This is a genomic window from Bartonella sp. W8151 (assembly GCF_016100385.1).
Lineage (GTDB): Bacteria > Pseudomonadota > Alphaproteobacteria > Rhizobiales > Rhizobiaceae > Bartonella > Bartonella apis.
On record NZ_JACFSO010000001.1, the window covers coordinates 142,580 to 165,754 of the forward strand.

General features: G+C 46.6%; 20 protein-coding genes. 4 read left to right on the forward strand and 16 right to left on the reverse strand.

The genetic code is table 11. The features are described 5' to 3' along the window. Positions 1–227 precede the first annotated feature (227 nt). Positions 228–764, reverse strand: a complete 537-nt coding sequence (hpt, locus tag H3V14_RS00670) for a hypoxanthine phosphoribosyltransferase (RefSeq protein WP_075869899.1) — start codon at positions 762–764, stop codon at positions 228–230. Between the two features lie 245 nt (positions 765–1,009). Here hpt and ftsE point away from each other — a divergent pair, with 245 nt between their 5' ends. From ftsE to H3V14_RS00685, 3 genes are read left to right on the forward strand one after another with little or no spacing between them, the layout of a single operon-like run. Next, the gene (ftsE, locus tag H3V14_RS00675) at positions 1,010–1,669 is read left to right on the forward strand and encodes a cell division ATP-binding protein FtsE (RefSeq protein WP_075869379.1); all 660 of its coding nucleotides are present in this window, start codon (positions 1,010–1,012) and stop codon (positions 1,667–1,669) included. After that, on the forward strand, positions 1,662–2,636 hold the full coding sequence (locus tag H3V14_RS00680) for an ABC transporter permease (protein ID WP_210326512.1): 975 nt from the start codon (positions 1,662–1,664) through the stop codon (positions 2,634–2,636). The genes ftsE and H3V14_RS00680 overlap by 8 nt, the downstream gene beginning before the upstream one ends. A 2-nt stretch (positions 2,637–2,638) precedes the next feature. Then, entirely contained in the window at positions 2,639–3,310 is a 672-nt protein-coding gene (locus H3V14_RS00685) for a YdcF family protein (RefSeq protein ID WP_198226064.1), read from the forward strand. Positions 3,311–3,394: 84 nt separating this feature from the next. Here H3V14_RS00685 and ybaK read toward each other — a convergent pair whose 3' ends face one another. From ybaK to H3V14_RS00735, 10 genes are all read right to left on the reverse strand, one after another. Further along, entirely contained in the window at positions 3,395–3,868 is a 474-nt protein-coding gene (gene ybaK, locus H3V14_RS00690) for a Cys-tRNA(Pro) deacylase (RefSeq protein WP_075913842.1), read from the reverse strand. Between the two features lie 55 nt (positions 3,869–3,923). After that, entirely contained in the window at positions 3,924–5,903 is a 1,980-nt protein-coding gene (locus tag H3V14_RS00695) for a MacB family efflux pump subunit (protein ID WP_198226065.1), read from the reverse strand. A gap of 3 nt (positions 5,904–5,906) precedes the next feature. Further along, on the reverse strand, positions 5,907–7,106 hold the full coding sequence (locus H3V14_RS00700; RefSeq protein WP_198226066.1) for an efflux RND transporter periplasmic adaptor subunit: 1,200 nt from the start codon (positions 7,104–7,106) through the stop codon (positions 5,907–5,909). Then, positions 7,103–8,593, reverse strand: a complete 1,491-nt coding sequence (locus tag H3V14_RS00705; RefSeq protein ID WP_198226067.1) for an efflux transporter outer membrane subunit — start codon at positions 8,591–8,593, stop codon at positions 7,103–7,105. Before H3V14_RS00705 ends, H3V14_RS00700 begins: the two co-directional genes overlap by 4 nt. A gap of 145 nt (positions 8,594–8,738) precedes the next feature. Then, positions 8,739–9,545 carry an exodeoxyribonuclease III gene (locus H3V14_RS00710; protein ID WP_198226068.1) on the reverse strand — a complete coding sequence of 269 codons (807 nt, stop codon included), beginning with the start codon at positions 9,543–9,545 and terminating at the stop codon, positions 8,739–8,741. 394 nt (positions 9,546–9,939) lie between these two features. After that, positions 9,940–10,590 (reverse strand): outer-membrane lipoprotein carrier protein LolA, encoded by a 651-nt coding sequence (locus tag H3V14_RS00715; RefSeq protein ID WP_198226069.1) that lies wholly within the window; start codon positions 10,588–10,590, stop codon positions 9,940–9,942. Between the two features lie 84 nt (positions 10,591–10,674). Further along, on the reverse strand, positions 10,675–13,116 hold the full coding sequence (locus H3V14_RS00720; protein WP_198226070.1) for a DNA translocase FtsK: 2,442 nt from the start codon (positions 13,114–13,116) through the stop codon (positions 10,675–10,677). Positions 13,117–13,278: 162 nt separating this feature from the next. Continuing rightward, on the reverse strand, positions 13,279–14,448 hold the full coding sequence (locus H3V14_RS00725; RefSeq protein WP_246784950.1) for an ammonium transporter: 1,170 nt from the start codon (positions 14,446–14,448) through the stop codon (positions 13,279–13,281). 335 nt (positions 14,449–14,783) lie between these two features. Then, the gene (locus H3V14_RS00730; protein WP_075869389.1) at positions 14,784–15,122 is read right to left on the reverse strand and encodes a P-II family nitrogen regulator; all 339 of its coding nucleotides are present in this window, start codon (positions 15,120–15,122) and stop codon (positions 14,784–14,786) included. A gap of 585 nt (positions 15,123–15,707) precedes the next feature. Continuing rightward, entirely contained in the window at positions 15,708–16,580 is an 873-nt protein-coding gene (locus H3V14_RS00735; protein ID WP_198226072.1) for an acyl-CoA thioesterase II, read from the reverse strand. 106 nt (positions 16,581–16,686) lie between these two features. Here H3V14_RS00735 and H3V14_RS00740 point away from each other — a divergent pair, with 106 nt between their 5' ends. Further along, positions 16,687–17,928, forward strand: a complete 1,242-nt coding sequence (locus H3V14_RS00740; RefSeq protein ID WP_198226073.1) for a ubiquinone biosynthesis hydroxylase — start codon at positions 16,687–16,689, stop codon at positions 17,926–17,928. A gap of 699 nt (positions 17,929–18,627) precedes the next feature. On the opposite strand, the gene H3V14_RS00745 is transcribed toward H3V14_RS00740, so the two are convergent. The 5 genes from H3V14_RS00745 to H3V14_RS00765 form a co-directional block, all read right to left on the reverse strand. Then, positions 18,628–19,407, reverse strand: coding sequence for a succinate dehydrogenase iron-sulfur subunit (locus H3V14_RS00745; RefSeq protein WP_075869393.1), 780 nt, complete (start codon positions 19,405–19,407; stop codon positions 18,628–18,630). Between the two features lie 15 nt (positions 19,408–19,422). Continuing rightward, positions 19,423–21,267, reverse strand: a complete 1,845-nt coding sequence (gene sdhA, locus H3V14_RS00750) for a succinate dehydrogenase flavoprotein subunit (protein WP_075869394.1) — start codon at positions 21,265–21,267, stop codon at positions 19,423–19,425. 5 nt (positions 21,268–21,272) lie between these two features. Next, the gene (sdhD, locus tag H3V14_RS00755) at positions 21,273–21,659 is read right to left on the reverse strand and encodes a succinate dehydrogenase, hydrophobic membrane anchor protein (protein WP_075869395.1); all 387 of its coding nucleotides are present in this window, start codon (positions 21,657–21,659) and stop codon (positions 21,273–21,275) included. 16 nt (positions 21,660–21,675) lie between these two features. Continuing rightward, the gene (gene sdhC, locus H3V14_RS00760) at positions 21,676–22,077 is read right to left on the reverse strand and encodes a succinate dehydrogenase, cytochrome b556 subunit (RefSeq protein ID WP_075913833.1); all 402 of its coding nucleotides are present in this window, start codon (positions 22,075–22,077) and stop codon (positions 21,676–21,678) included. 533 nt (positions 22,078–22,610) lie between these two features. Continuing rightward, positions 22,611–23,078 carry a GNAT family N-acetyltransferase gene (locus H3V14_RS00765; RefSeq protein WP_075869397.1) on the reverse strand — a complete coding sequence of 156 codons (468 nt, stop codon included), beginning with the start codon at positions 23,076–23,078 and terminating at the stop codon, positions 22,611–22,613. Between the last annotated feature and the right edge of the window lie 97 nt (positions 23,079–23,175).

Below are 23,175 nucleotides of genomic sequence, written 5' to 3' on the forward strand. Positions count from 1 at the left end.
GAACAATATTAAAATGATTAATTTTACCTTAAATTTGTTAAAAATATTTCTTTTAATTATGATAATATCATACAATATTTAAAATATTATTTAACATCAATATTTTATTTGTTATTTTGAGATAATAACTTGAAATTGTATCAATTAAACAATCCGGAAATGATTTTTAAGCTATCTCTTATTTTATAAATTAAACTCTTATTTTATAAATTAAATTTTTTCGCCATTCATTTTTCAATCACACCGACAAAAGGTAATTGCCGAAATGCGTGTCCGGCATCCATTCCATAACCGACAACGAATTGATCCGGACAGGAAAAGCCTACAAAATCGGCCTCGATATCGGCTTTGCGGCGCATTGCTTTATCAAGGAGGGCTGCAATGAAAATGCGCCCCGCCCCGCGATTTCTCAAAAGATCGCGCACAAATTTGAGTGTTTTTCCTGATTCCAGAATATCGTCAATCAACAAAATATCACGCCCTGTAATATCGCTATCAAAATCATGAAGAAGTTTGATTTCTCCACTTTCCTGACCGGCGCCATAGCTTGAAATTGTGATAAATTCGACTGACGAGCTTACACCAACGCGGTGAAGCTCCCTTATAAGGTCAGCGGCAAAAATAAACGAGCCTTTTAAAACCGGCAGCACCAACAGATTTTGCGGCCTCTTAGCTGCAATTTCGCTTGCTATGACACGGTTGCGTTTTGCAATATCCTCTTCAGAAAAAAGAACTTCAATCGACTTTCCATCAATAACAGGCATTTTATGATCCATATAAAAATTTATGGTTGCGGCCTAACACAGACATTCGCGCTAAGAAAGCTTTTGACGACAATAAATTTTAACCGCGACTTAACCATATTCGTTAAGGATAGGAAAAATAAGGTTATCCGGTCAAGGTTTCCAAGGTGCCTTTATATGATCGGAAAAGTTGTCTTTAAAGGAAATGGCGGCCGACAAGGCCATGCCGGATTAACATTCGTGCGGGAAGAACAGGTAATTTAAGAGTGATTCGTTTCGAAAATGTAGGCTTGCGTTATGGCATGGGGCCGGAAGTCCTCCGTGATATAAGCTTCTATATTCCGCACGGATCATTCCAGTTTTTGACCGGGCCATCAGGGGCCGGCAAAACCACCCTGCTGCGTTTGATGTTTCTGGCATTAAAGCCAACGCGCGGTCTTATCAACATATTCGGTCACGATACCGCACTTTTAAAACGACAGGATATGCCGAAATTACGCCAGAGGATCGGTATTGTTTTTCAGGACTTCCGGCTGCTTGACCATATGACAACCTATGAAAATGTTTCACTTCCCTTACGTGTGAGAGGCCGTGAGGAAGCAACCTATCGGGCCGAGGTCGAAGAGCTTCTTCAATGGGTGGGGTTGGGTGAGCGTATGGATGTATTGCCGCCGGTTCTTTCCGGCGGTGAAAAACAGCGTGTGGCAATAGCCCGCGCATTGATTGACCAGCCGGAAATATTGCTTGCCGATGAACCGACAGGTAATGTCGACCCTGTCCTTGCTCGCAGATTGTTGCGGCTTTTTATCGAGCTTAACCGTTCGGGCACAGCTGTGATTATTGCAACCCACGACGTCAATCTGATGGAACAGGTTGATGCGCGTCGCATGGTATTAAATGATGGAAGGCTTGAACTTTATGACTGAGCTTTCATCACCGCAAAACCCGCCAAGGTTCTGGCCAAAGAAAAATACTCCTGCACAAACTTCGATAGTACCTGCTTCCGACGTTGCCGGGCAAGCACTTGTTGTTGTCATTGCGATCATGACATTCCTTGCGTCTCTTGCAATCGGCGGTGTCGATCTCATTGCCTATTCCGCACATAATTGGGAAAGCCAGATATCACGCGAAGCAACAATTCAAGTCGGGCCGACTGACGGTCTCGATATCGAAAAAACATTGAATTATGCTGTCGAACTTGTGAAAGGGTTTCAAGGGGTGAAGTCGGCGAAAATCATCGACCGTACTCAAACCGAACGGCTACTCGAACCCTGGATCGGGACGGGACTGGAATTGAAAGAACTTCCCATCCCCCGTCTTATTGTCGTGACACTTGATGATACCAATACCGCCGATTTCGGTATGATCAGCGATGCCATTGCGACACAAGTACCCGGTGGCAGTTTTGATGACCACCGCAACGCGATCAACCGGCTTGTCACGATGGCACATGCAACAATTATTATCGGTCTCGTCATATTGGCACTTGTCATTTCCGCTTTGACACTCACAATCATATTTGCAACACGCAGTGCCCTTTCAGCCAATCAACACATTGTCGAAGTGTTGCACTTTATCGGCGCCGAATCAGGTTTCATTGCGCGCCAATTCGACTTTCATTTTTTCAAAACCGGTTTCAAAGGCGCTCTCCTGGGGGGTGTAGCAGGCATTGTCGTTTTCCTCGCATTTTCATTGTGGACGCGTTTTACCGCGGGCACTGCGGGAAGCGATCAGGCTTCTGCACTGTTCGGTCGTTTCAGTCTCGGCCTTGCAAGTGATATCAAAATTTTCATATTGATCGGTTTCGTGGCACTTTTAACCATGATAACGAGCCGCCTGACAATTTTGAGCCAATTAAAATCCATCGACCGCAGGGAAAGTGATCTGTTCTGACGATGAGTGAATACACCTTATATGCACAATTGGCTGATCCCGAGCAGAAGCGAAAAAAGCTTCGCCAGATCAGATTGCTGCGTTGGAAAAGGCGTTTTTTCAAACATCTTCCCCCGGTCAGTATCTTTATACTCGTTTGCATTATCCTGTTCGGAGCCGGTTTTTTCTATTTCAGCGAAAAAGTATATCGCCTTGTTCCACCCGATCCGTTAGTCGAAGCGGATGGAATTATTGTGTTAACCGGTGGCGAACGGAGGGTAGAGGCAGGTGTTGGCCTGCTTGCCAAGGGATTGGGCAAACGGTTATTGATCAGCGGTGTCAATCCGTCAACCAATAAGCAGGCTTTGATCCGCGTTACCCATAGTGATCCGCAACTTTTTGAATGCTGTGTCGATCTTGGCCGTGAAGCAATCAATACAATCGGCAATGCAGAAGAAGCCACAGACTGGATCAAGAAAAACCATTATCAAAAGGTTTATGTCGTCACTAACGACTATCACATGCCACGATCTTTGCGTGAACTGAACCGGTTGATGCCGGATATCAACTTTATCGCCTACCCGATCAGCGAAGGAGCAAGCGAACAAAGTCTGCTTAGGCAATTGGGCGAATTGAGATTGCTTGCAAGCGAATATATCAAATTCATCGGCGCTGAACTGCGTGCCTATCTCTGAAAACTCGAAACAATTTTCTTTGAGGCATATCTTTCGGATGGCTTGAGGAAGCTTCAGGATTTAATGGCCACAGACTTTTGTCATTCAGCGCTTGAAATCGGCAACTTTTGCCGAAATGACATCAATCGCATCCTTGGGACGCATTTTCACCTGAAAACCGCGGCCACCACCATTGATATAAATTTTATCAAACAATTCGGCCGTTTTCTCGAAAACCGTTGGTAAATGCCGCCTTTGCCCGAAAGGTGAGATACCGCCAACCTTGTAGCCGGTGAGTTTTTCGGCTTCCTCGACGCTCAACATTTCGGCGTGTTTTCCACCAAAAGCGGCAGCAAGTTTTTTCATATTGGCTTCCTGATCGGATGGCAAAACTGCAACATGGGGTTTACCGTCAACGCTGACCATCAGTGTTTTGAAAACGGTTTCCGGATCAGCCCCGACAGCTTCTGCCGCTTGCATTCCCACACGATCGGCATGCGGATCATATTGATAGGTGATAAACTCGTATTCGATATGATTATGATCCAGAAAGGCTGTTGCCGGAGTGGTCTTTGACACTTTAGACTTCCTTCAAATTCTATTTTTATCAACGCATCCATTCGATCAAGACAAGCTAATCGCGCGATAACGCGGCAACGGGATCGAGTTTAGAGGCATTGCGTGCAGGCAGAAAACCGAAGCCGATGCCGATAAGCGTGGAAAAAACAAAAGCTATAATAATCGAACCTGTCGAGTAAACAAGTTTAAACGGTGCGCCGCTTACTGCAAAAATCCACCCGACAGAAAGACCAAGCAAAATCCCCAAGGCACCACCAATCAGACAAACAAGGACAGATTCTATCAGAAATTGCTGGAGAATATCACTCTGTCGCGCTCCCACAGCCATACGCACACCAATTTCATTGATACGCTCCGAGACTGTTACAAGCATGATATTCATTACACCGATGCCGCCGACCAGAAGTGAAATCAACGCAATGGATGCAACCAGCAAAGTCAAAACCTGTGTACTTGCAATAACCTGTTCACGAAATTCTTCGGAATTGCGAATGAAAAAATCTTCTGTGCCATGCCGCATAATGAGAAAGCGTTTAACCGCGGCCTCCGCCAAACGTGAATCAACATTATCGGCAACTTTAAGGGTAATCGAACGAACGGTCTTATTGCCAAGAAAACGTGTCTGAACAGTGGTATAAGGCAAATAAAGTTGCAAAGTGTCGGAAGGCGGCCCCATTTGCTGCAATTCGATAACGCCGACAATACGGGTAGGAACTTTGCCGACCAGAACGACCTGTCCAATCGGACTTTCGTGGCTATCGGGAAAAAGTGTTGGCACAGCCTGCTTTTCAACCACCAGATCGGTGGCACGTGAAGCCACACTTTCGGAATCGAATAGGCGCCCTTCAACGAGTTTTGCACCTTGTGCTTTGAAATATTGGTCGCTCACGCCATAAACGGTCACATTGGATTCGATCGAACCATAGCGGACAGTGGAAGATGTTGTAACACTCGGAGTGACTGCATCGGCATAAGGTTGTTCGGAAAGTGCTGTCGCATCGGAATCGACCAATGTCGTGACTTTGCCCGATCGCATATCGGCAAAGCTCTTTCCGGCAAAGATATTCAATGTATTGCTTCCCAGACTATTGATGTTTTCAAGAATCTGTTTTTGCGTACCATTTCCCAAAGCAACCATGGAAACAACCGCTGCTATACCGATAATCACCCCAAGCATCGTTAAAAATGTGCGCATACGATGCGCATTCATTGACAACAAAGCCATGCGGAAAGCTTCATGGAAGCGGTCAAGAAAGGATCTCAACATTCCGATTTTTTTGTTGCTGACAACTTCGGTTGCAACTTCGTCGGCGTGTCCAGTGGCTACTTCTGTCGGGCGGTTGGGTTTATCCGATAGAATCTCCCCGTCACTGATTTCGATAATCCGTTCGGCTTTTTTGGCCACCGACATATCATGAGTCACAATGATGATTGTGCGCCCTTCTGCGTGGATTTCCTCCAGAATGCGCAAGACTTCTTCACCGCTATGGCTATCAAGTGCTCCCGTCGGCTCGTCGGCAAGGATAACTTCGCCATTATTCATCAATGCACGGGCAATCGAAACACGTTGCTGTTGACCACCGGAAAGTTGCCCCGGCCGATGGGTGATGCGTTCGCCCATACCGAGACGTTGTAACAGCGCAGTCGCACGCCTTTCCCTTTCATGGGGAGAACGTCCGGCATAAATGGCCGGAATTTCGACATTATCAAGCGCTGTCAATTCACCAAGCAAGTGATAGCGCTGGAAAATAAAGCCGAAATGATCACGACGAAGTGCAGAAAGTTCATCAGCGGAAAGTTGCGAGGTTTCTTTACCTGAAATTTTGTAACTTCCCAAACTTGGCCGATCAAGACAGCCGAGAATATTCATCAAGGTCGATTTGCCCGAACCCGATGCGCCGACAATTGCCACCATCTCGCCACGATAGATAGTGAGATTAAGGCCTTTCAGGACGCGCACACTGGTTTCGCCCGCGGGAAATTCGCGTACGACATCTTTCAAAACAATGACCGCATCTTTGTGAGTGTTTTCCATTGATCAGAACGGCCCCATCCGGTGACGGCTTCCGGATACCGAAGGCATGGTGCCGTTGCTGACACCGGTTACAACCGTTTCGCCTTCTTCAAGTCCTGAAACAACCTCGACCATCACTTTATTATTCAGTCCGGTTTCAATGTTGCGGGCTTCAAGCTTGCCGTTTTTGTCAAGAACATTGACCACCGCTTTTTTGCCCGAAACATCATTCAATGCATCACTCGGTATAAGCAGCACTTTTTCGGCACGCCCCAGAATAATATGAACTTCCGCTGTCATATAAGTGCGCAAAACTCCATCATCATTCGGCACATTGAACGTGCCATTATAATAAATGGCCTGTGAAGTCGACGAGCTTGAAGAAGCCGTCGAGGATGAATTGAAGCTGATATCATTACGGATGGATTCCGGTGCCGGTTCGATTTTTTCCAACCGGCTTTCATAGCGCCGCGTACGATTGCCTAAAACATTGAAATAAAGGTCCTGACCGGGTTTGACATTGATGACGTCGGCTTCGGATATTTCGGCACGAACAGTCATGACCGACAAATCGCCAAGAATAACAATCGTCGGTGCCGACTGCACGGCGTTGACGTTCTGGCCTTCCTGAACGACGGTGGCAAGAACTGTACCATCGGAAGGTGCCGTTACACGCGTATAACCGAGGTTGACTTTGGCTGTCTCGACATCGACTTCCGCCTGCACAATCTGGGCTTTCAACTGGTCGATCTGTGCGGCACGGATTTTGACTTGCGCATCGGCATCATCGAAATCGGCTTTGGAAACCGCATGCGAAGAGATCATGTTTTGCTGGCGGTTCATATTCTGTTTGGCAAGAACAAGTTGCGCTTCCTGCTCGGCGAGTTTTCCGCGGTAATTTGCGAGAGCTGCTTCCTTGCTTTTCAAATCGTTTGTCTGGGTTGTCGGATCGATTTCGGCAAGTAAATCACCCTGCTTGACAATGCTTCCGGGCTTTACTTTCATCGAAACAATACGACCTGTTGCGCGTGCACCAACAGCAACCAGCCGGTGCGGCTTGATTGTACCGTTGGCAAGAACGCTGACCTCGATATTTCCTTTTTTGACCTTCGACGTCATATAGGTTGGCGCAGTCGTGGAGAAAAACGCCGAATGGATAAATATCAAAAGCACGATCAGTGCAATCACAGCAATAATAATGGTGACTGTTTTTTTTGCTTTCATCGCGTTTTGCTCTCTGTTTCAACTTTTCTGATGTGCGGCCCTGTATAACCGTCGACAATTTCCGGCTTCGTATCGTCTACTGCACCATCCCATCCTCCACCTAAAGCTTTCATGAGTGAAATATAGTCCTTGGTAATCGAAACCCGACTTTCGATAAGCGACTGTTCGGATGAATACTGCGACCGCTCCGCATTCAACAGTTCAAGAAAACTGGTATTGCCGCTTTGGTAAAGCGAACGGGACAAGCTCAGTGCCTTGGCGTAAGAATTGGCGGCAATGGCAAGTTTTGCCGAGCGCTGTCTTTCTTTGCTCATCGATACCAATGCATTCTCGACATCTTCCAATGCCGTCAACACGCTGCTTCGATAATTGATAAAAGATTGGTCACGCTGGGCACGGGCAACCTCGACAGCTGCAATTCTCTGCCCACCTTCAAAAATCGGTATACTCAAGCCCGGTCCCGCCGACCAGCTGATTGAAGAACTTTTTCCAAGTTCACCCGGCTGGGTTGCGGCTGTAGAAATATTGCCGGTTAGCGTCAAAGACGGATAACGGTCTGCTTCTTTCTGGCCGACGCGAGCTGTTGCCTGCGCATATTGGCGCTCGGCCAGACGAACATCCGGACGTGTAAGCAGAATATCGGCAGGAACGCCCGCCGGTATCGGCCATTTCGGTTCAGGAATTTTACCCGTCTTTGCCATTATATCATCAAGAGCTATCGGGCTTTGACCTGTTAAAACAGACAAACGATGGATCGTTGTTGCAAGATTGGCTTCCATCTGAGGAATGCCGGCTTCGGTAGTGGCTGCCTGTCCTTCGGCATTGGATACATCAAGCTGGGAAACTGCGCCGGCGGCAAATTTATCTTTGGTCAATTGTGCCGTGCGCCGTTGGGCAATCGCGGTGCGTTGGGCAAGTGCTATCTGCTGTTGTAGCCCACGTATTTCCGCGTAATTGGTTGCAACATCTCCAATGAGGGTAAGCATTGTTGCGCGCATATCTTCTTTGGCGCCATCAAGCCCGTATTTTGCCGCCTCGACTGCCCGCCGGTTGGCGCCGAAAAGATCAATCTCCCAACTTGAATCGAGCCCACCACGATACTGGCTTCGCTCCGGTCCCCCTGCCGATTTATTCCGGTTGGCCGAAGCAGAGCCGTCAATACTTGGCAATAATGTTCCGGTTGTCTGCCACAAAGTTGCTCTTGCTTCACGCACCCTTGCTTTTGCCGACTGGACATCATTGTTACCGGCAATCGCATCAGACACGAGTTTATCCAGCAACGGATCATTGAACCGCTGCCACCAGTCGGCAAGTTCCGGCGGTGCTGAAGGCGTTTCACGTGAATCGGCACTCCACCTGGAATGAAGCTTGAAAACCGGCTTTTGATAGTCAGGTCCGACAAGGCAGCCCGAAAGCAAAAAAAAGCCCGTAAGCACAGCCAAAGAAAGAGTTGATCGGCCGACAGTTTGCAAACGGCGTTTCTGCATTATTTTCCTGCTCCGATCGAAAAGCCATATAGCCAGACAAACGTTTTATCGCGCTTCTTATTCCATAAACTGCAATGAAAATCCCGTGAAATTTTGTTCATGTTCAATCAAATTCAACAAGCGAGAAGAAACAATGACACCTTTTTCATGCAAGGTCGAAATGCATGATAACCGGCACATGATCGGACGGTTTTTCCATTCCTCTTGCCTCAGTCAATATTTCCATTTCTTGCATATGTGGTACCAAATCGGGAGATGACCAGATATGATCCAGCCTGCGCCCGCGATTGGACGAGGCCCAATCTTTGGCCCGATAGCTCCACCATGTGAAAATCTTTTGCGGTTCGGGAATTTTCTTGCGCATAAGGTCGACCCACCCGCCTTGAGAACAAAGTTCAATCAATGTTCTGGTTTCTATCGGCGTATGGCTGACAATTTTCAAGAGTTGTTTATGCGACCAGACATCATTTTCATAAGGTGCAATATTGAGGTCTCCGACGAGAATGCTTGAAAGCCCGTCGCCCATATCGGCTTTGATAGCTTTCATTTCTTCCAGAAAATCGAGCTTATGACGAAATTTCGGATTGATCTCGGGGTCTGGTTCATCTCCACCCGCGGGAACATAGAAATTGTGTATGCGGATATGTTTGTCACCTGCCTTTATGATAACCGCAACATGCCGGCAATCATGCTTGTTGCAGAATTCTTTTTTTTCGACCTCCTCGAATGGCCGCAACGATAGAGTTGCTACGCCGTGGTAACCTTTTTGTCCATGAACAGCGATGTGTTCATATCCCGCCGCACGAAAAGCTTTATAGGGAAATTTATCATCCGGACACTTGGTTTCCTGCAAACACAAAATATCCGGTTTTTCTTGCTGCAAAATTTGCAGAACAAGCGGCAAACGCAAACGCACCGAATTGATATTCCATGTAGCAATTGAAAAACTCATCAAACTCATACCTTGATTGAAATTTAGCAGTTGTGAGTTCTTTAAGCGCAAAAGGAGACAAAATCCAGTTTTAGCCAAACCAGCATTGTTTCCGGAAATTGTTAAAACAGAAGCAGGCTATGAATTCCGGCAATTTTGGAAAGTTATTTTCCCAACAATGAGGCACTTTTCCAAATCAATGTAACTTTTAATAAATCAATGTAACTAATCTATCTGAAAAATTATATTCATTAAATTAAAATATTAAAAATGAAAAATTAAAATGAAAAATTACTTTAATATTTAGCTTAAAAATATTTTTACTAAAATATATAAACAAAATTATACAAATTATAATAAAATTTATATATATAATTTATTTATTTTAACTGATTTCGAATTTAAATTATCGCAATTAATTGCCGTTTCTTTTCATAGAAATACGTTGATAGGGAATATCGAACATCCCTTTGGCAAATCTCACTCCGGTCCGCACATTGGTCACCTGAACGGTTGTCTCGAGATTTTGCTTGTCAACAATTGTCCATTGCAAAAGCTCGTAAGTTTTTGAATCAAAAATCATGCGGATTTGGCCTTTGCCCAATGTTTTATCGGCAAGAACAATTGTGGTTGACCCCTGATCCTGACTGACGTTTAGAAGTTTTCCGTCCGAAAGATCAATCTTCGTATCAAGCAACATTTTCATCGGCGTTTGTGACAATTGATAAAGGTCCCAAGTGTCAAGCTTGCGATTGTTGATCGCAACCGATTTGCCATCTGTAATCACACGCACAGGTGAATTCTTATAACTGAAACGAATTTTTCCGGGTCTTTCGAGATAAAACGTCCCTTCGGTCATTTCACCTTTCGGACTGAACTGGACAAAATCGCCGGTCATTGTCTGTATTGCAGCAAAATGATTGGCAATATCCTGTGCATGCGCCGCCAAATTCGTATTCTGGGCGAACGCTGCCGGCATCGCTACGGCCGATGTTGCGATCCCCGCTGTTGCAAAAGCAGCAGCAACGAAAAGACCTTTGAAAACGGAAGCACATTTTTTTGTCATTCATTATCTCCTGCATTCATCTTTGCAGTAACCTGTGGCATCACTATGACAGACGGCCTGTCAGCCGCTATCAGAAGTAAAATTTTAGAAATTTTCGCCCTCTTCAGGAACCAGAATTTCGCGTTTTCCGGCATGGTTGGCAGGGCTTATCAATCCCTCTGCCTCCATCCGCTCGACGATTGTTGCGGCACGATTATAACCGATCCCCAGACGGCGCTGGATATAAGAAGTTGAAACACGACGATCTCTTAGAACAACAGCAACTGCCTGATCGTAGGGATCCTGCGAATCTTCAAAATGGCTCGTCCCACCGGAAACGTCATCAGCGTTGTCATCGTCACTTTCTTCGGTCACTGCTTCAAGGTAATCGGGGACGCCTTGGGTCTTCAAATGCTGGACAATCTGTTCAACCTCTTCATCGCCGACAAACGGTCCGTGCACACGCTGGATACGGCCGCCGCCCATCATGAAAAGCATGTCTCCCTGCCCTAACAGATGTTCTGCGCCCTGTTCACCAAGAATGGTGCGACTATCAATCTTGGAGGTTACCTGAAATGAAATACGCGTCGGGAAATTCGCCTTGATTGTACCGGTGATGACATCGACAGATGGACGTTGCGTTGCCATAATCACATGGATACCGGCAGCACGGGCCATTTGTGCCAAGCGTTGGATAGCACCTTCGATTTCCTTGCCGGCGACCAGCATCAAATCTGCCATTTCATCAATGATGACAACAATATAGGGCATAGTTGTAAGATCGAGAGTTTCGGTCTCGTAAATCGGTTCGCCAGTTTCATGGTCGAAACCGGTTTGAACTGTGCGTGAAAGTTGTTCGCCCTTGCGTTCGGCTTCCTTTACCCGTTCATTGAAGCCATCAATATTCCTGACACCGACTTTCGCCATTTTGCGATAGCGTTCTTCCATTTCGCGCACCGCCCATTTCAAAGCAACAACGGCTTTTTTCGGATCGGTAACAACCGGCGTCAAAAGATGCGGAATTCCGTCATAAACGGATAATTCCAGCATTTTCGGGTCAACCATAATCATCCGGCACTGCTCCGGCGTCATCCGGTAAAGAAGCGAAAGAATCATCGTATTGATTGCAACCGATTTACCTGATCCGGTCGTACCGGCAACCAAAAGATGTGGCATCTTGGCAAGATCGGCTATAACGGCTTCACCGCCTATTGTCTTGCCCAAAGCAAGTCCAAGCTTGGCTTTATTCTGATAGAAATCTTGTGTTGCAATGATTTCACGTAAATAAACAATCTGGCGTTTCGGATTGGGAAGCTCGATGCCAATAACATTGCGCCCCGGAACAACTGCAACGCGAGCCGAAATGGCACTCATTGAACGGGCTATATCGTCGGATAAGCCGATAACGCGTGACGATTTGATTCCTGGAGCCGGTTCGAATTCAAAAAGTGTTACGACCGGTCCTGAACGTGCGTTGATAATCTGTCCTTTGACACCGAAATCTTCCAACACACTTTCAAGCTGACCTGCTCTGTCCTTCAGCGCTTCGGGTGTGAGAACATCGCTCTTGTCTACCGGTTCGGGCTCGGCCAAAAAGTCGACGCTCGGCAATTCAAATCCGTCGGTTTGTCTATGAGTGGCTTTGCGTTGCGGCTCATTTTGAGGAATCTCTTCCTCTTCAACAAACGGCATTTCACCTTTCTCGTCAGAAGGTGCCGAAAAATCCGGTTCAACACGTCCCCGACCGGAATAACCGCTTACACGAACATCCGGCACTGGCGGGAACATAGGTTCCCTGCGATGGAAAATCCGGCCGAGTTCTGCTCTCAGCAAATAGAAAAGATGCATCGTTCCGCCAAGAACAGTCACCATCAGAGAGGCTCGTGCCGGCTCGTCATCATCATCCATCACCATGCACGTGTCCGACCTGCGTCTTCTGGATTTTGCTTTTTTCTTGAGGCTACGACGACCGACGACACCACCGGCAATGGCAGCTGTCCAGAATGCCAAAGGGCCGAAAATTGCAGCAATGATCGACGTTGAAACAACCGCGGGAAGTGAACCGAGAAACAGATAGGCGAAATTCAGAATTTTGTCGCCAAAAACTCCACCAAGCCCGATAGGCATTGGCCAATGCGCAAAAGGCGGCACCAGCGCGATAACACCGGAAAAACAGAATGCTGAAATCAGCCAGAAGAAAATCCGGTGTGCGAGCCTTCCTATGTCTTTCTGGGCAATAAGAAGAACTGCCCAAAAAAATGGCGGAAGAAGGGCTGCAACGCTTGCAAGCCCGAAAAATTGCATAGCGATATCGGCGAAAACAGCGCCCGGCCACCCCATAACATTTGTAACCGGATTATCATTGGCATAGCTCAGGCAGGGATCTGCAACATTCCATGTTGCGAGAGCGGCCGCAGCAAGCCCGATCAACACCAAAATACCGATGCCGATAAACGAGCCGATCTGCCGGGAAAACATCTCCACCAGACGCGGGCTTTGGTAAGCTCCATCTGTTGTCAAATCAAAGGGGGATGAATCCTGATGCATAACCTAACCTGAAAAACCCGAAAATAATCGAAAGATAATTTTTAGGAGCGACTATAAAACGAGAGAGTTAACGGGCTATTAACCAATCGAAAAAACGACAGGCGAAATAAAAAGCCCGCTTTTTAAGCGGGCTCGGAATTTTACTTCTTTTTAAAAAGATTTTTACTGGATTGTTTCACCGTGAAGGGATATGTCCAGCCCCTCGATTTCCTGTTGTTTGGTCGGGCGCAATCCGATTACGGCCTTAACGACATATAGAATAATGGTCGTTACAATAGCGGTATAGATAATGGCCACGAGAAGACCGAACCCCTGATTGAGTACAGAAACTTTCGCATAGGCTTCCTGGTCGGTGAAGAAAATATCGGAAGCAAAATATCCCGTTAAAAGTGCGCCGATAACACCTCCCACACCGTGAACTCCGAAAGCATCGAGCGAATCGTCATATCCCAATGCGCGCTTCACAAAGACTGCAGCAAAATAGCAGACCGGTCCGGCAACAATGCCAATGATAATAGCGCCACCCGGTTCAACGAAACCTGCAGCCGGAGTAATGGCAACAAGTCCGGCAACTGCACCGGAAATAATTCCCAAAACCGAAGGCTTTTTGGATACGGCCCATTCGGCAATCATCCAGCACAAGGCCCCAGCAGCTGTTGCAATTTGCGTATTCAACATTGCAATGGCTGCAACTTTGTTGGCAGCACCCGCAGACCCTGCATTGAACCCGAACCAGCCAATCCATAAAAGCGAAGCACCAATCATCGAAAGTGACAGATTATGGGGTGCCATATTGACTGTCCGATATCCCTGACGCTTGCCAAGAACAATTGCGGTAATCAAACCGGCAACACCGGCATTGACGTGAATAACCGTACCACCGGCAAAATCGAGTACCCCGTCTTTTCCGAGGAACCCGCCACCCCAGACCCAATGGCAGATCGGTGCATAAACCAGAAGCGACCATAGCCCCATGAACCACAGCATTGCCGAAAACTTCATTCTTTCCGCGAATGCACCGGTAATCAATGCCGGTGTGATAATGGCAAAGGCCATCTGGAAAGCGACCCAAAGATAGGTCGGAAATGTTCCGTTAAGGTCATCAATAGAAATGCCTTTCAGGAACATTAGAGAAAAATCACCGTAATAGGGATTTTTTCCGGAAAAAGCGAAAGAATAGCCCGCAACAAACCAGATCACGCTGATCAGACAACATATTGCAAAGCTCTGCATCATTGTTGCCAGAACATTTTTCTTACGCACCATGCCACCGTAGAAAAGGGCAAGCCCCGGAATTGTCATGAGCAAAACAAATGCCGTCGAAACAAGCATCCATGCTGTATCACCCGAATCGAGCTTTGCCGGAATTTCGGTTACAACTTCGGTTACCGTTTCAACTTCCTGCGCATAGCCCGCATTCGCTCCGATTAATGCAAACGCACCCGCCAATACCGGCGCCCATTTTTGAAAACTCTTCATAAAATCTCTCCATTCGGAAAAGAACGTGCACCACCTTCACTCTTCGCTACGTTCACTCATTTCAATCTGTAACAAGTTTCATGCCAACTGCTTTTCCTTGCCGTTTTCCCTGCACAAACATGCCTAGCTGTTGATCATTTATCTTTTGTGCCTATTTTTTAGGCATTGTGCTTTTGAAAAACTTTCCTTTAGAGCGCATTTTCATCGGTTTCGCCGGTACGTATGCGCAAAGTTCTATCAAGAGACCAGACAAATATTTTACCGTCGCCAATTTGTCCGGTTCGGGCTGCCTCTGTAATAACTTCAAGTACCCGATCAAGCTGGTCGCTAGGAACAACAACTTCTATTTTAATTTTGGGCAAGAAACTGATTGCATATTCGGCACCGCGATAGATTTCGGTGTGTCCTTTCTGGCGCCCGTACCCTTTAACCTCGGTAATGGTGAGCCCATCGATCCCCATACCTAAAAGAGCGTCTTTCACTTCATCAAGTTTGAATGGCTTTATAATTGCAGAAATGAATTTCATAGTTTGTCTTCTCCTCGAACTGGTTCGACCAAAAATAATCTGAAAATTTTCAACCACAGGATCAGCTATTCAAGGTTCATGCCAATTGAAGATCGGACACAAAAGAATTTTAAAAATAACGGTTTTCCCGATACCAAGATGATATGGAAACGAGAGCGATAACTCTTTTGATTTATCAAAATATAATAGTCGCTATTTTCCGCTTTACGCACGTAACAAGCTGAAGTCGACCTGATTATGTTTCAGGAAAATTGCGAAAGAGAATTGTATACTTCAAGCTGAAGAAATATCGAATTTTCGAAAAAATGGATATTGCGAAACCGCATCTTTAACACCGCTATAATGGCTGGAAAAATACTCAATATAAATATTTCATAAAATCAAAATGATATCGAACCGGAAAAAAGCCGTTAGTCAGCGATATTTGTAACCGAATAGCAAAAATGGATAAGGCCTTATACGTCAAAACAAGATATCGTTTCTAGTGAGCTAAAATACCTGATAGCTGCACCAAGCCAAGAGATAAGGATGAACGCGGCATAATGAGCGAAAATTCCACTTCTGCCGCATTCAATTTTTGATCTGTTATGATTTTGCCTTCACAAGGCGGATAAGCCCTTCCTGTGCTACACTTGCAATCAATTTTCCGTCGCGGGTGTAAATATATCCTTCACTTAAACCGCGTGCTCCATGTGTATTCGGGCTTTCGATATCATAAAGCATCCAGTCATCAAGACTGAACGGACGATGAAACCACATGGAATGGTCGAGACTTGCCGGAATAAGACCGGGTGTGAAGATGGATAATCCATGAACAATCAGTGAGGTATCAAGCAACGTCATGTCGGAAAGATAAGCAAGCAGAGCGGAATTGAGACTTCTCGTACTGGCGACTTTTCCGTTAAGTTTGAACCAGCAGCGTTGAACCGGCTGATGTTTGTCGCGCGTGAGATAATCTTCAAGATCAATCGGACGAATTAAAAATGGACGCTGCTCGTTCCAATAGTTGCGGATATTTTCCGGTGCCGATTCAAGAATAGCCTGATCGATCGCATGTTCGCCACTCAATGTTTCGGGTTGCGGCAAATTTTTCGGCATCGGGCGTTGATAATCAAGCCCCGGCTCATCGACTTGAAAGGATGATGAAAAAGAAAGAATGGCAACGCCATTCTGCTTGGCAACCACACGCCGGACAGAAAAACTTCTTCCGTCGCGAAGTGGCTCAACCTCGTAAATAATTGGACGGTCCGGATCACCAGGGCGAATAAAATAGGCATGAAGCGAATGGATGAATCTGTCAGGAGCTACACTGCGATGGGCAGCAACCAGCGCTTGCGCGATAACATGGCCACCAAAAACACGCTGCCAACGCGAATTTCCGCTTTGACCGCGAAACAAATTCTGGTCAATTTTTTCTAAATCCAGTATGGATAAAAGGTGTTGAAGTCGATCGGTCATGAGCCATATTCACTTAAACGATTACACGTAACCGGATAGGTGAAACAGGAAAGCAGATGATTGTCAACAACCGTCAAGCTGATAAAAACTTACGAAAGGAAGCCCTATGTCTTCTTCTGCAACCCCTACTGAAAAAGTTCTGGATCTCGTCATTGCAGGAGGTGCCTATGTCGGCCTTTCCTTGGCTGTTGCTGTCAAACAGGCTGTACCTTCCCTGAAAATAGCTGTAATCGACGCGGCTCCGAGGGATAGTTGGAAAACAGACCCGCGCGCTTCGGCAATTGCTGCTGCTGCCATTCGTATGCTTCGACAACTTCAATGCTGGGATGAAATAGAGTCATTATCACAACCGATCAACGATATGATCATTACAGACTCACGCAATAGTGATCCCGTGAGACCGGTTTTCCTCACCTTCGAGGGCAATGTCGCTCCGGGCGAGCCTTTTGCCTATATGGTTGAAAACAAATATTTGAATGCTGCACTTCATCGCCGTGCGAATGAACTGGAAATACCGGTTTTGGAAGAAATAAGCGTCAGCAATTTTAGCAATAATGGTAACGAGATGCTTATTGATTTGAGCAATGGAAGTTCGTTGCAGAGCCGGCTTCTTGTCGCTGCCGATGGTGTGCGCTCTAAACTCCGCGATATCGCCGATATCAAAACTCTCTATTGGCCTTACGGCCAGATGGGGATTGTTTGCACAGTCGAACATGAGCGGCCACATAATGGACGCGCGGAGGAGCATTTTCTGCCCTCGGGACCTTTTGCTATTCTGCCACTAAAAGGCAATCGTTCTTCACTTGTCTGGAACGAGCGCGACAAAGACGCCAAGCGCCTGATGGATGCCGACGATATTGTTTTTGAAGCTGAACTTGAAGCCCGTTTCGGGCATCATCTCGGTGCTTTGAAACTTATTGGTGACAGACGCGCCTTTCCGTTCGGTCTCACTTTGGCAAGAAGCTTCGTCAAACCGCGTTTCGCACTTGCCGGAGACGCCGCCCATGGCATTCATCCGATTTCCGGGCAGGGATTGAATCTTGGTTTTCGCGATGTTGCAGCGCTTGCCCAGATTATTGTCGAAACTGCCCGCCTCGGCCTTGATATCGGTTCAAGTGTCGGATTGGAGCGTTATCAGGCATGGCGCAGATTCGAGACAGTTCGCATGGGAATAACAACGGATGTATTGAACCGTCTGTTTTCCAACGACATTTCGCCAATACGTTTGTTGCGCGATGTTGGTCTTGGCCTCGTCGAACGGATGCCAAAGATGAAAAATTATTTCATTCAAGAAGCTGCCGGAATTACTGATGGTTCCCCCAAACTTCTTTTAGGTGAAGCACTTTAGAGATGAGCCCCATCCCTTTTTATCAAATGCCGTAAAAAGCCGATCGGCTTTGTTATTGAGACTCATTTAACCGTTTGAACATCACAACAATCGGATCTGATTACGAAAACGGGTCCGGTTGCAAAACCGAAATCTACAAGCGGAATAGCTGGCGAATCCGGATTCGCCTGATCCGTTGAGCTTTCAATCGGCGTCTTACGGTTCCTGAATTGTGTTTTTTCACTTTCCACCCTTCAACGTAATTCCGTTGTGACCCTGTTTATAATGATTTTGTTGGATAATTTTCCCCGAAGCCTTATCGCTTTTTCTCGGGAAAGCCTCTGTTCAATTCATTACATTTCAAGACAATGCGTATGTTTAAAGACATAAGAAATTGACCCGGCGGCCTTCAAAACCAACAAGTGAAAGTGCGTATTACTTCACTAAATCTATGCCTGAAATGAGGTTACGGATGTTCATAGCAATACGGAAAATGACACAACTTCGAAAAATATATCTATATGTGTAACCGGTTACTCCGGCCCTTCATGAAAGGGAGTGACAACCTTAATTTTATAATCTGCACACAGGTTGGCTTTAAGCCGACGCTGCTTTTTAAAAAATTCTCATTTTTCAAAAATGTGGAAAATGAAGGTAAAATAAAAAGCCGTGTAAATTTTTACACGGCTTTTAAAAAAACAAAGTTCCGCAGCGTGATCGTTAAACGCGCCGTTCAATCATCAATTTCTTGATTTCGGCAATAGCCTTGGCAGGGTTCAACCCCTTCGGGCATGTTTGCGCACAATTCATGATGGTGTGGCAACGATAAAGCCGGAACGGATCCTCAAGGTTATCCAGACGTTCGCCCTTAGCTTCATCACGCGTATCGGCAATCCAACGATAGGCTTGCAGTAACACTGCCGGCCCAAGGTACCGGTCACCATTCCACCAATAGCTCGGGCAAGATGTCTGGCAGCAGGCACAAAGAATACATTCGTAAAGGCCATCAAGTTTCTGACGGTCTTCGTGACTTTGCAGCCATTCTTTCTCGGGCACCGGTGAAACGGTATGCAACCACGGCTCGATCGACCGATGCTGGGCATAGAAACGGTTAAGATCCGGAACAAGATCCTTTACCACCGGCATTGATGGCAAAGGATAAATCTTGATCGGATGCTTGACCTCATCCATGCCTGTAATACAGGCAAGGGTATTCGACCCGTCAATATTCATCGCACATGAACCGCAAATACCTTCACGGCAGGAGCGACGCAATGTCAATGTCGGATCAACATTGTTCTTGATGTATAGAAGTCCATCAAGAATCATCGGCCCGCACGCATTGCGATCGACATAATAAGTGTCGAGACGCGGGTTCTGGTCGTCATCCGGCGACCAGCGATAAATGTGGAACTCGGTCAGTTTCGATGTATCAGCCGGCTTTGGCCAGACCTTACCCGGCTTGACTTGCGAATTCTTGGGAAGCGCCATATGAACCATTATCAGTATCTCCCCTTAGTAAACGCGCTTCTTAGGCGCAATTTTCTTGAGCGAAATGCCACCGTCTTCCTCTTTGGTTAACGGGTTGAGGTGGACACCACGATAGGAAAGCGTAACTTTCCCGTCTTCAGACAAGCGCGAAAGTGTGTGCTTGCGCCAGTTCTTGTCATCACGCTCCGGGTAGTCCTCACGTGCATGAGCACCACGGCTTTCATGACGGGCTTCGGCAGAATAAACCGTCGAAATCGCATTGGCCATCAGGTTTTCCAATTCCAATGTTTCCATCAGATCGGAATTCCAGATAAGCGAACGGTCGGTTACTTTTACATCCGGCAATTCCTTCCAGATTTCCGAAATGCGTCGGCAACCTTGCTGAAGCGATTCTTCCGTACGGAAAACAGCAGCATCTTCCTGCATTGCGTGTTGCATTTTCTCACGCAACTTGGCTGTCGGTTTTGCTCCATTTGCATAACGGATCCGATCGAAACGATCCATGATCTTTTCGACCGCCTGCTCATTGATCGGCGGAATTTCCGATTTACGATCAATAACCTCGCCTGCACGAATGGCGGCTGCGCGGCCGAATACCACAAGATCGATCAACGAGTTCGAGCCGAGACGATTAGCACCATGTACCGATGCACATCCTGCTTCGCCAACGGCCATCAAACCAGGCTGGACACGATCCGGCTCATCATCCGTCGGATTTAAGACCTCGCCAAAATAATTGGTCGGTATGCCGCCCATATTATAGTGGACCGTCGGAATGACCGGTATCGGATCTTTCGTGACATCAACACCGGCAAAAATGCGGGCTGATTCCGAAATACCCGGCAGACGCTCATGCAAAATGGCCGGATCAATGTGGCTGAGGACAAGATAGATGTGATCTTTTTTAGGACCAACACCACGTCCTTCCCTTATTTCAATCGTCATACAACGCGAAACGACGTCGCGCGAAGCAAGATCCTTGAACGAAGGAGCATAGCGTTCCATGAAACGCTCGCCTTCCGAATTGATGAGGTAACCACCTTCACCGCGGGCACCTTCGGTAATCAGACACCCCGAACCATAGATACCGGTCGGATGGAATTGAACAAATTCCATATCCTGCAACGGTAGACCGGCTCGGGCAATCATACCGCCGCCATCGCCTGTGCAAGTGTGAGCAGAGGTTGCCGAGAAATAAGCACGACCATAGCCACCTGTTGCCAGAACAACCATTTTGGCCGAAAAACGGTGGATTGTTCCGTCATCAAGATTCCAGGCAACAACGCCTGTGCAAACGCCGTCGGTCATAATGAGGTCGATTGCATAATATTCAACAAAGAATTGCGCATTATGCTTCAAGCTTTGACCATAAAGCGTGTGCAAAATAGCGTGCCCCGTGCGGTCGGCAGCTGCGCAAGTCCGCTGAACGGGCGGACCGGCTCCGAAATCTGTTGTATGTCCGCCGAACGGCCGTTGATAGATTTTACCATCTTCGGTACGTGAGAACGGCACACCATAATGTTCAAGTTCATAGACAGCCGCTGGCGCATTGCGCACAAGATATTCCATGGCATCCATATCGCCCAACCAGTCGGACCCCTTGATCGTGTCATACATATGCCACTGCCAATTGTCCGGCCCCATATTGGATAGCGATGCCGCAATGCCGCCTTGTGCTGCCACAGTATGTGAACGTGTCGGAAAAACCTTGGTAATGCAGGCGGTTTTCAACCCCTGCTCGGCCATTCCAAGTGTTGCACGTAATCCGGAGCCGCCGGCACCAATGATGACAACGTCGAATTTATGGTCGACATAATGGTAGGCTTTTCCACTTTTCGTTGTGGAACTATTTGAAGAAGTGGTGACCATAGAGATCAACCTCCCAATGAAATTTTCAGAAGGGCAAGAAGCAGACCGGCACCAATCACGTAACAAAAGAACGTATTGAGTGCCAACATCAAAACACGCGTCGCTTCATTCGGAAGATAATCTTCCAAGATGACCTGCATACCCAGTTTCATATGATAAATACCGGAAAGAATCATCAAAGCCATCACGACAGCGACAATCGGATTTTCCAGTGTTGCGTGTACGGTTGCGTAATCCTTGCCAACGAGAGAGACAACAAGCACAATAAAAAAAATGAATAGCGGAACATTGGCAAGAGCGGTCATACGCTGTGCCCAAAAATGGCTTGTTCCGGTATGTGCAGCTCCCCAGCCCCGAACTTTTCCGAGCTCTGTTCTGAAATCTTTTTTCATAAATATCTCCCTGCCATTAACGGACGCAATAACCGACGATCCAGATAAGAAGCGTCGCGATAATGGAAATAAAGACTGTTGCCCAAGCTGTTTTGGTCGCGCAATGCTTTTCAAGAAGATAGGTTCTCGTATCCCAGAAAAAATGCCGCACACCTCCAACAAGGTGATGAACAAGAGCCAATGTGTAAAGAAACAGAATGCAGCGCCCGATAAACGAGTTGAAAAAGCCGTTTACTGTTTCAAATGCCCCCTCACTCGAAGCGGCTGCCATCAACCATGCTGCAAGGAACAAAGTGCCAACATAAAGAGCACCTCCTGTAATACGGTGTGCAATAGACATTGCCATCGTAATAGGCCAGCGATAAATGCTGACATGTGGTGAAAGAGGACGCGTTTTTGTTGTTGTCGTATCTGTCATAGGCTTTCCTGACCTGGTTTTGACTGCGAAAATGGACTAACCATCCCCGCCATTCCTCCCGTCTGTATTGCATTAACATTGCAAACAGGTTGGAAATAACTCTCAATGCATTGGAATGATAGTTTTCCTCCAATACTACAGGCCGGCCATTTCAGTTGGCGGATTAAAGGTCACACCCAAAAACAACCGAATGTTCTTTAGTCAAAACTATAGAACGTTATCTCTTCTAATGCGGATTTTACTCCACGTCAAAGCTCTAAAGCACATTCTTGTCATCAAATCATTGAGATCGGGAATAGTTTTTACCTTAAAACCTGTTTTAATCGTTTAAAAATATGATAAATATAGTCATATTTTACCTTATGAAAGCCCCGCTTTGGCGTTAAACCCATGAACTGATTCTCTTTTGTTGCTCCATTTAAACAAACATTCCCCCGAATAACAGAAAACCGTTTTGCATTTTCAAACAAAACGGTTTTCTTAAGTTTATTTTGATTAATCAAAGCAACCCAAGCAAAAAAGCTTTAGCTGTCTCAGTCGAAACGGATAATATAGCCTGTCCAATCCCCTTTGACAGCAATCTGTTCATAAAGCTTGCGTCCATCCTCGGGAACACGGGGAGCATTCAAAATCAACTTTGTCCAGCCTCGCTCTTCGGCCTTATCGCAAAGCAGATCAATCATGGCTTTGGCAATGCCCTTACCCTGATAGGCATGATGGACATGGATGTGATCGACTTGTCCTGCCCGCAAGCCCGAAACAGGCTCGGGATGGTCATAAAAAATAACAAAGCCGACAAGCTCGCCATCAACATGGGCACCGAGTACTTCTGCCGTCCGGTCTTGTAATAACTGTTCGGCATAATACTCATCAGGACGACGTGGTGCGCCACGCTTCAATGCCTGGGTATAACTTGCAAGAAGAGGAGCAAGTAAACGTGCGTCATTCAAATGTAACAGGTTGATTGTGACATCATGCCGGTCTTCGTTATTATCTGCCATAACACCCGAACTCCCTTTGGTGGCGTTTTAACTTCATTTATGTTTAAAGTGACTTGGTTAAAACGTAAAGGGTCGTTGTTTGAGCCTATGGTCTCTT

Coding starts and splice junctions, on each gene's coding strand:
- hpt (WP_075869899.1), bottom strand. CDS start 764: ATGCCTGTTATTGATGGAAAGTCGATTGAAGTTCTTTTTTCTGAAGAG.
- H3V14_RS00680 (WP_210326512.1), top strand. CDS start 1,662: ATGACTGAGCTTTCATCACCGCAAAACCCGCCAAGGTTCTGGCCAAAG.
- H3V14_RS00685 (WP_198226064.1), top strand. CDS start 2,639: ATGAGTGAATACACCTTATATGCACAATTGGCTGATCCCGAGCAGAAG.
- H3V14_RS00695 (WP_198226065.1), bottom strand. CDS start 5,903: ATGGAAAACACTCACAAAGATGCGGTCATTGTTTTGAAAGATGTCGTA.
- H3V14_RS00700 (WP_198226066.1), bottom strand. CDS start 7,106: ATGAAAGCAAAAAAAACAGTCACCATTATTATTGCTGTGATTGCACTG.
- H3V14_RS00705 (WP_198226067.1), bottom strand. CDS start 8,593: ATGCAGAAACGCCGTTTGCAAACTGTCGGCCGATCAACTCTTTCTTTG.
- H3V14_RS00710 (WP_198226068.1), bottom strand. CDS start 9,545: ATGAGTTTTTCAATTGCTACATGGAATATCAATTCGGTGCGTTTGCGT.
- H3V14_RS00715 (WP_198226069.1), bottom strand. CDS start 10,590: ATGACAAAAAAATGTGCTTCCGTTTTCAAAGGTCTTTTCGTTGCTGCT.
- H3V14_RS00720 (WP_198226070.1), bottom strand. CDS start 13,116: ATGCATCAGGATTCATCCCCCTTTGATTTGACAACAGATGGAGCTTAC.
- H3V14_RS00725 (WP_246784950.1), bottom strand. CDS start 14,448: ATGCTTGTTTCGACGGCATTTGTTTTGCTCATGACAATTCCGGGGCTT.
- H3V14_RS00730 (WP_075869389.1), bottom strand. CDS start 15,122: ATGAAATTCATTTCTGCAATTATAAAGCCATTCAAACTTGATGAAGTG.
- H3V14_RS00735 (WP_198226072.1), bottom strand. CDS start 16,580: ATGACCGATCGACTTCAACACCTTTTATCCATACTGGATTTAGAAAAA.
- H3V14_RS00740 (WP_198226073.1), top strand. CDS start 16,687: ATGTCTTCTTCTGCAACCCCTACTGAAAAAGTTCTGGATCTCGTCATT.
- H3V14_RS00745 (WP_075869393.1), bottom strand. CDS start 19,407: ATGGTTCATATGGCGCTTCCCAAGAATTCGCAAGTCAAGCCGGGTAAG.
- sdhA (WP_075869394.1), bottom strand. CDS start 21,267: ATGGTCACCACTTCTTCAAATAGTTCCACAACGAAAAGTGGAAAAGCC.
- sdhD (WP_075869395.1), bottom strand. CDS start 21,659: ATGAAAAAAGATTTCAGAACAGAGCTCGGAAAAGTTCGGGGCTGGGGA.
- sdhC (WP_075913833.1), bottom strand. CDS start 22,077: ATGACAGATACGACAACAACAAAAACGCGTCCTCTTTCACCACATGTC.
- H3V14_RS00765 (WP_075869397.1), bottom strand. CDS start 23,078: ATGGCAGATAATAACGAAGACCGGCATGATGTCACAATCAACCTGTTA.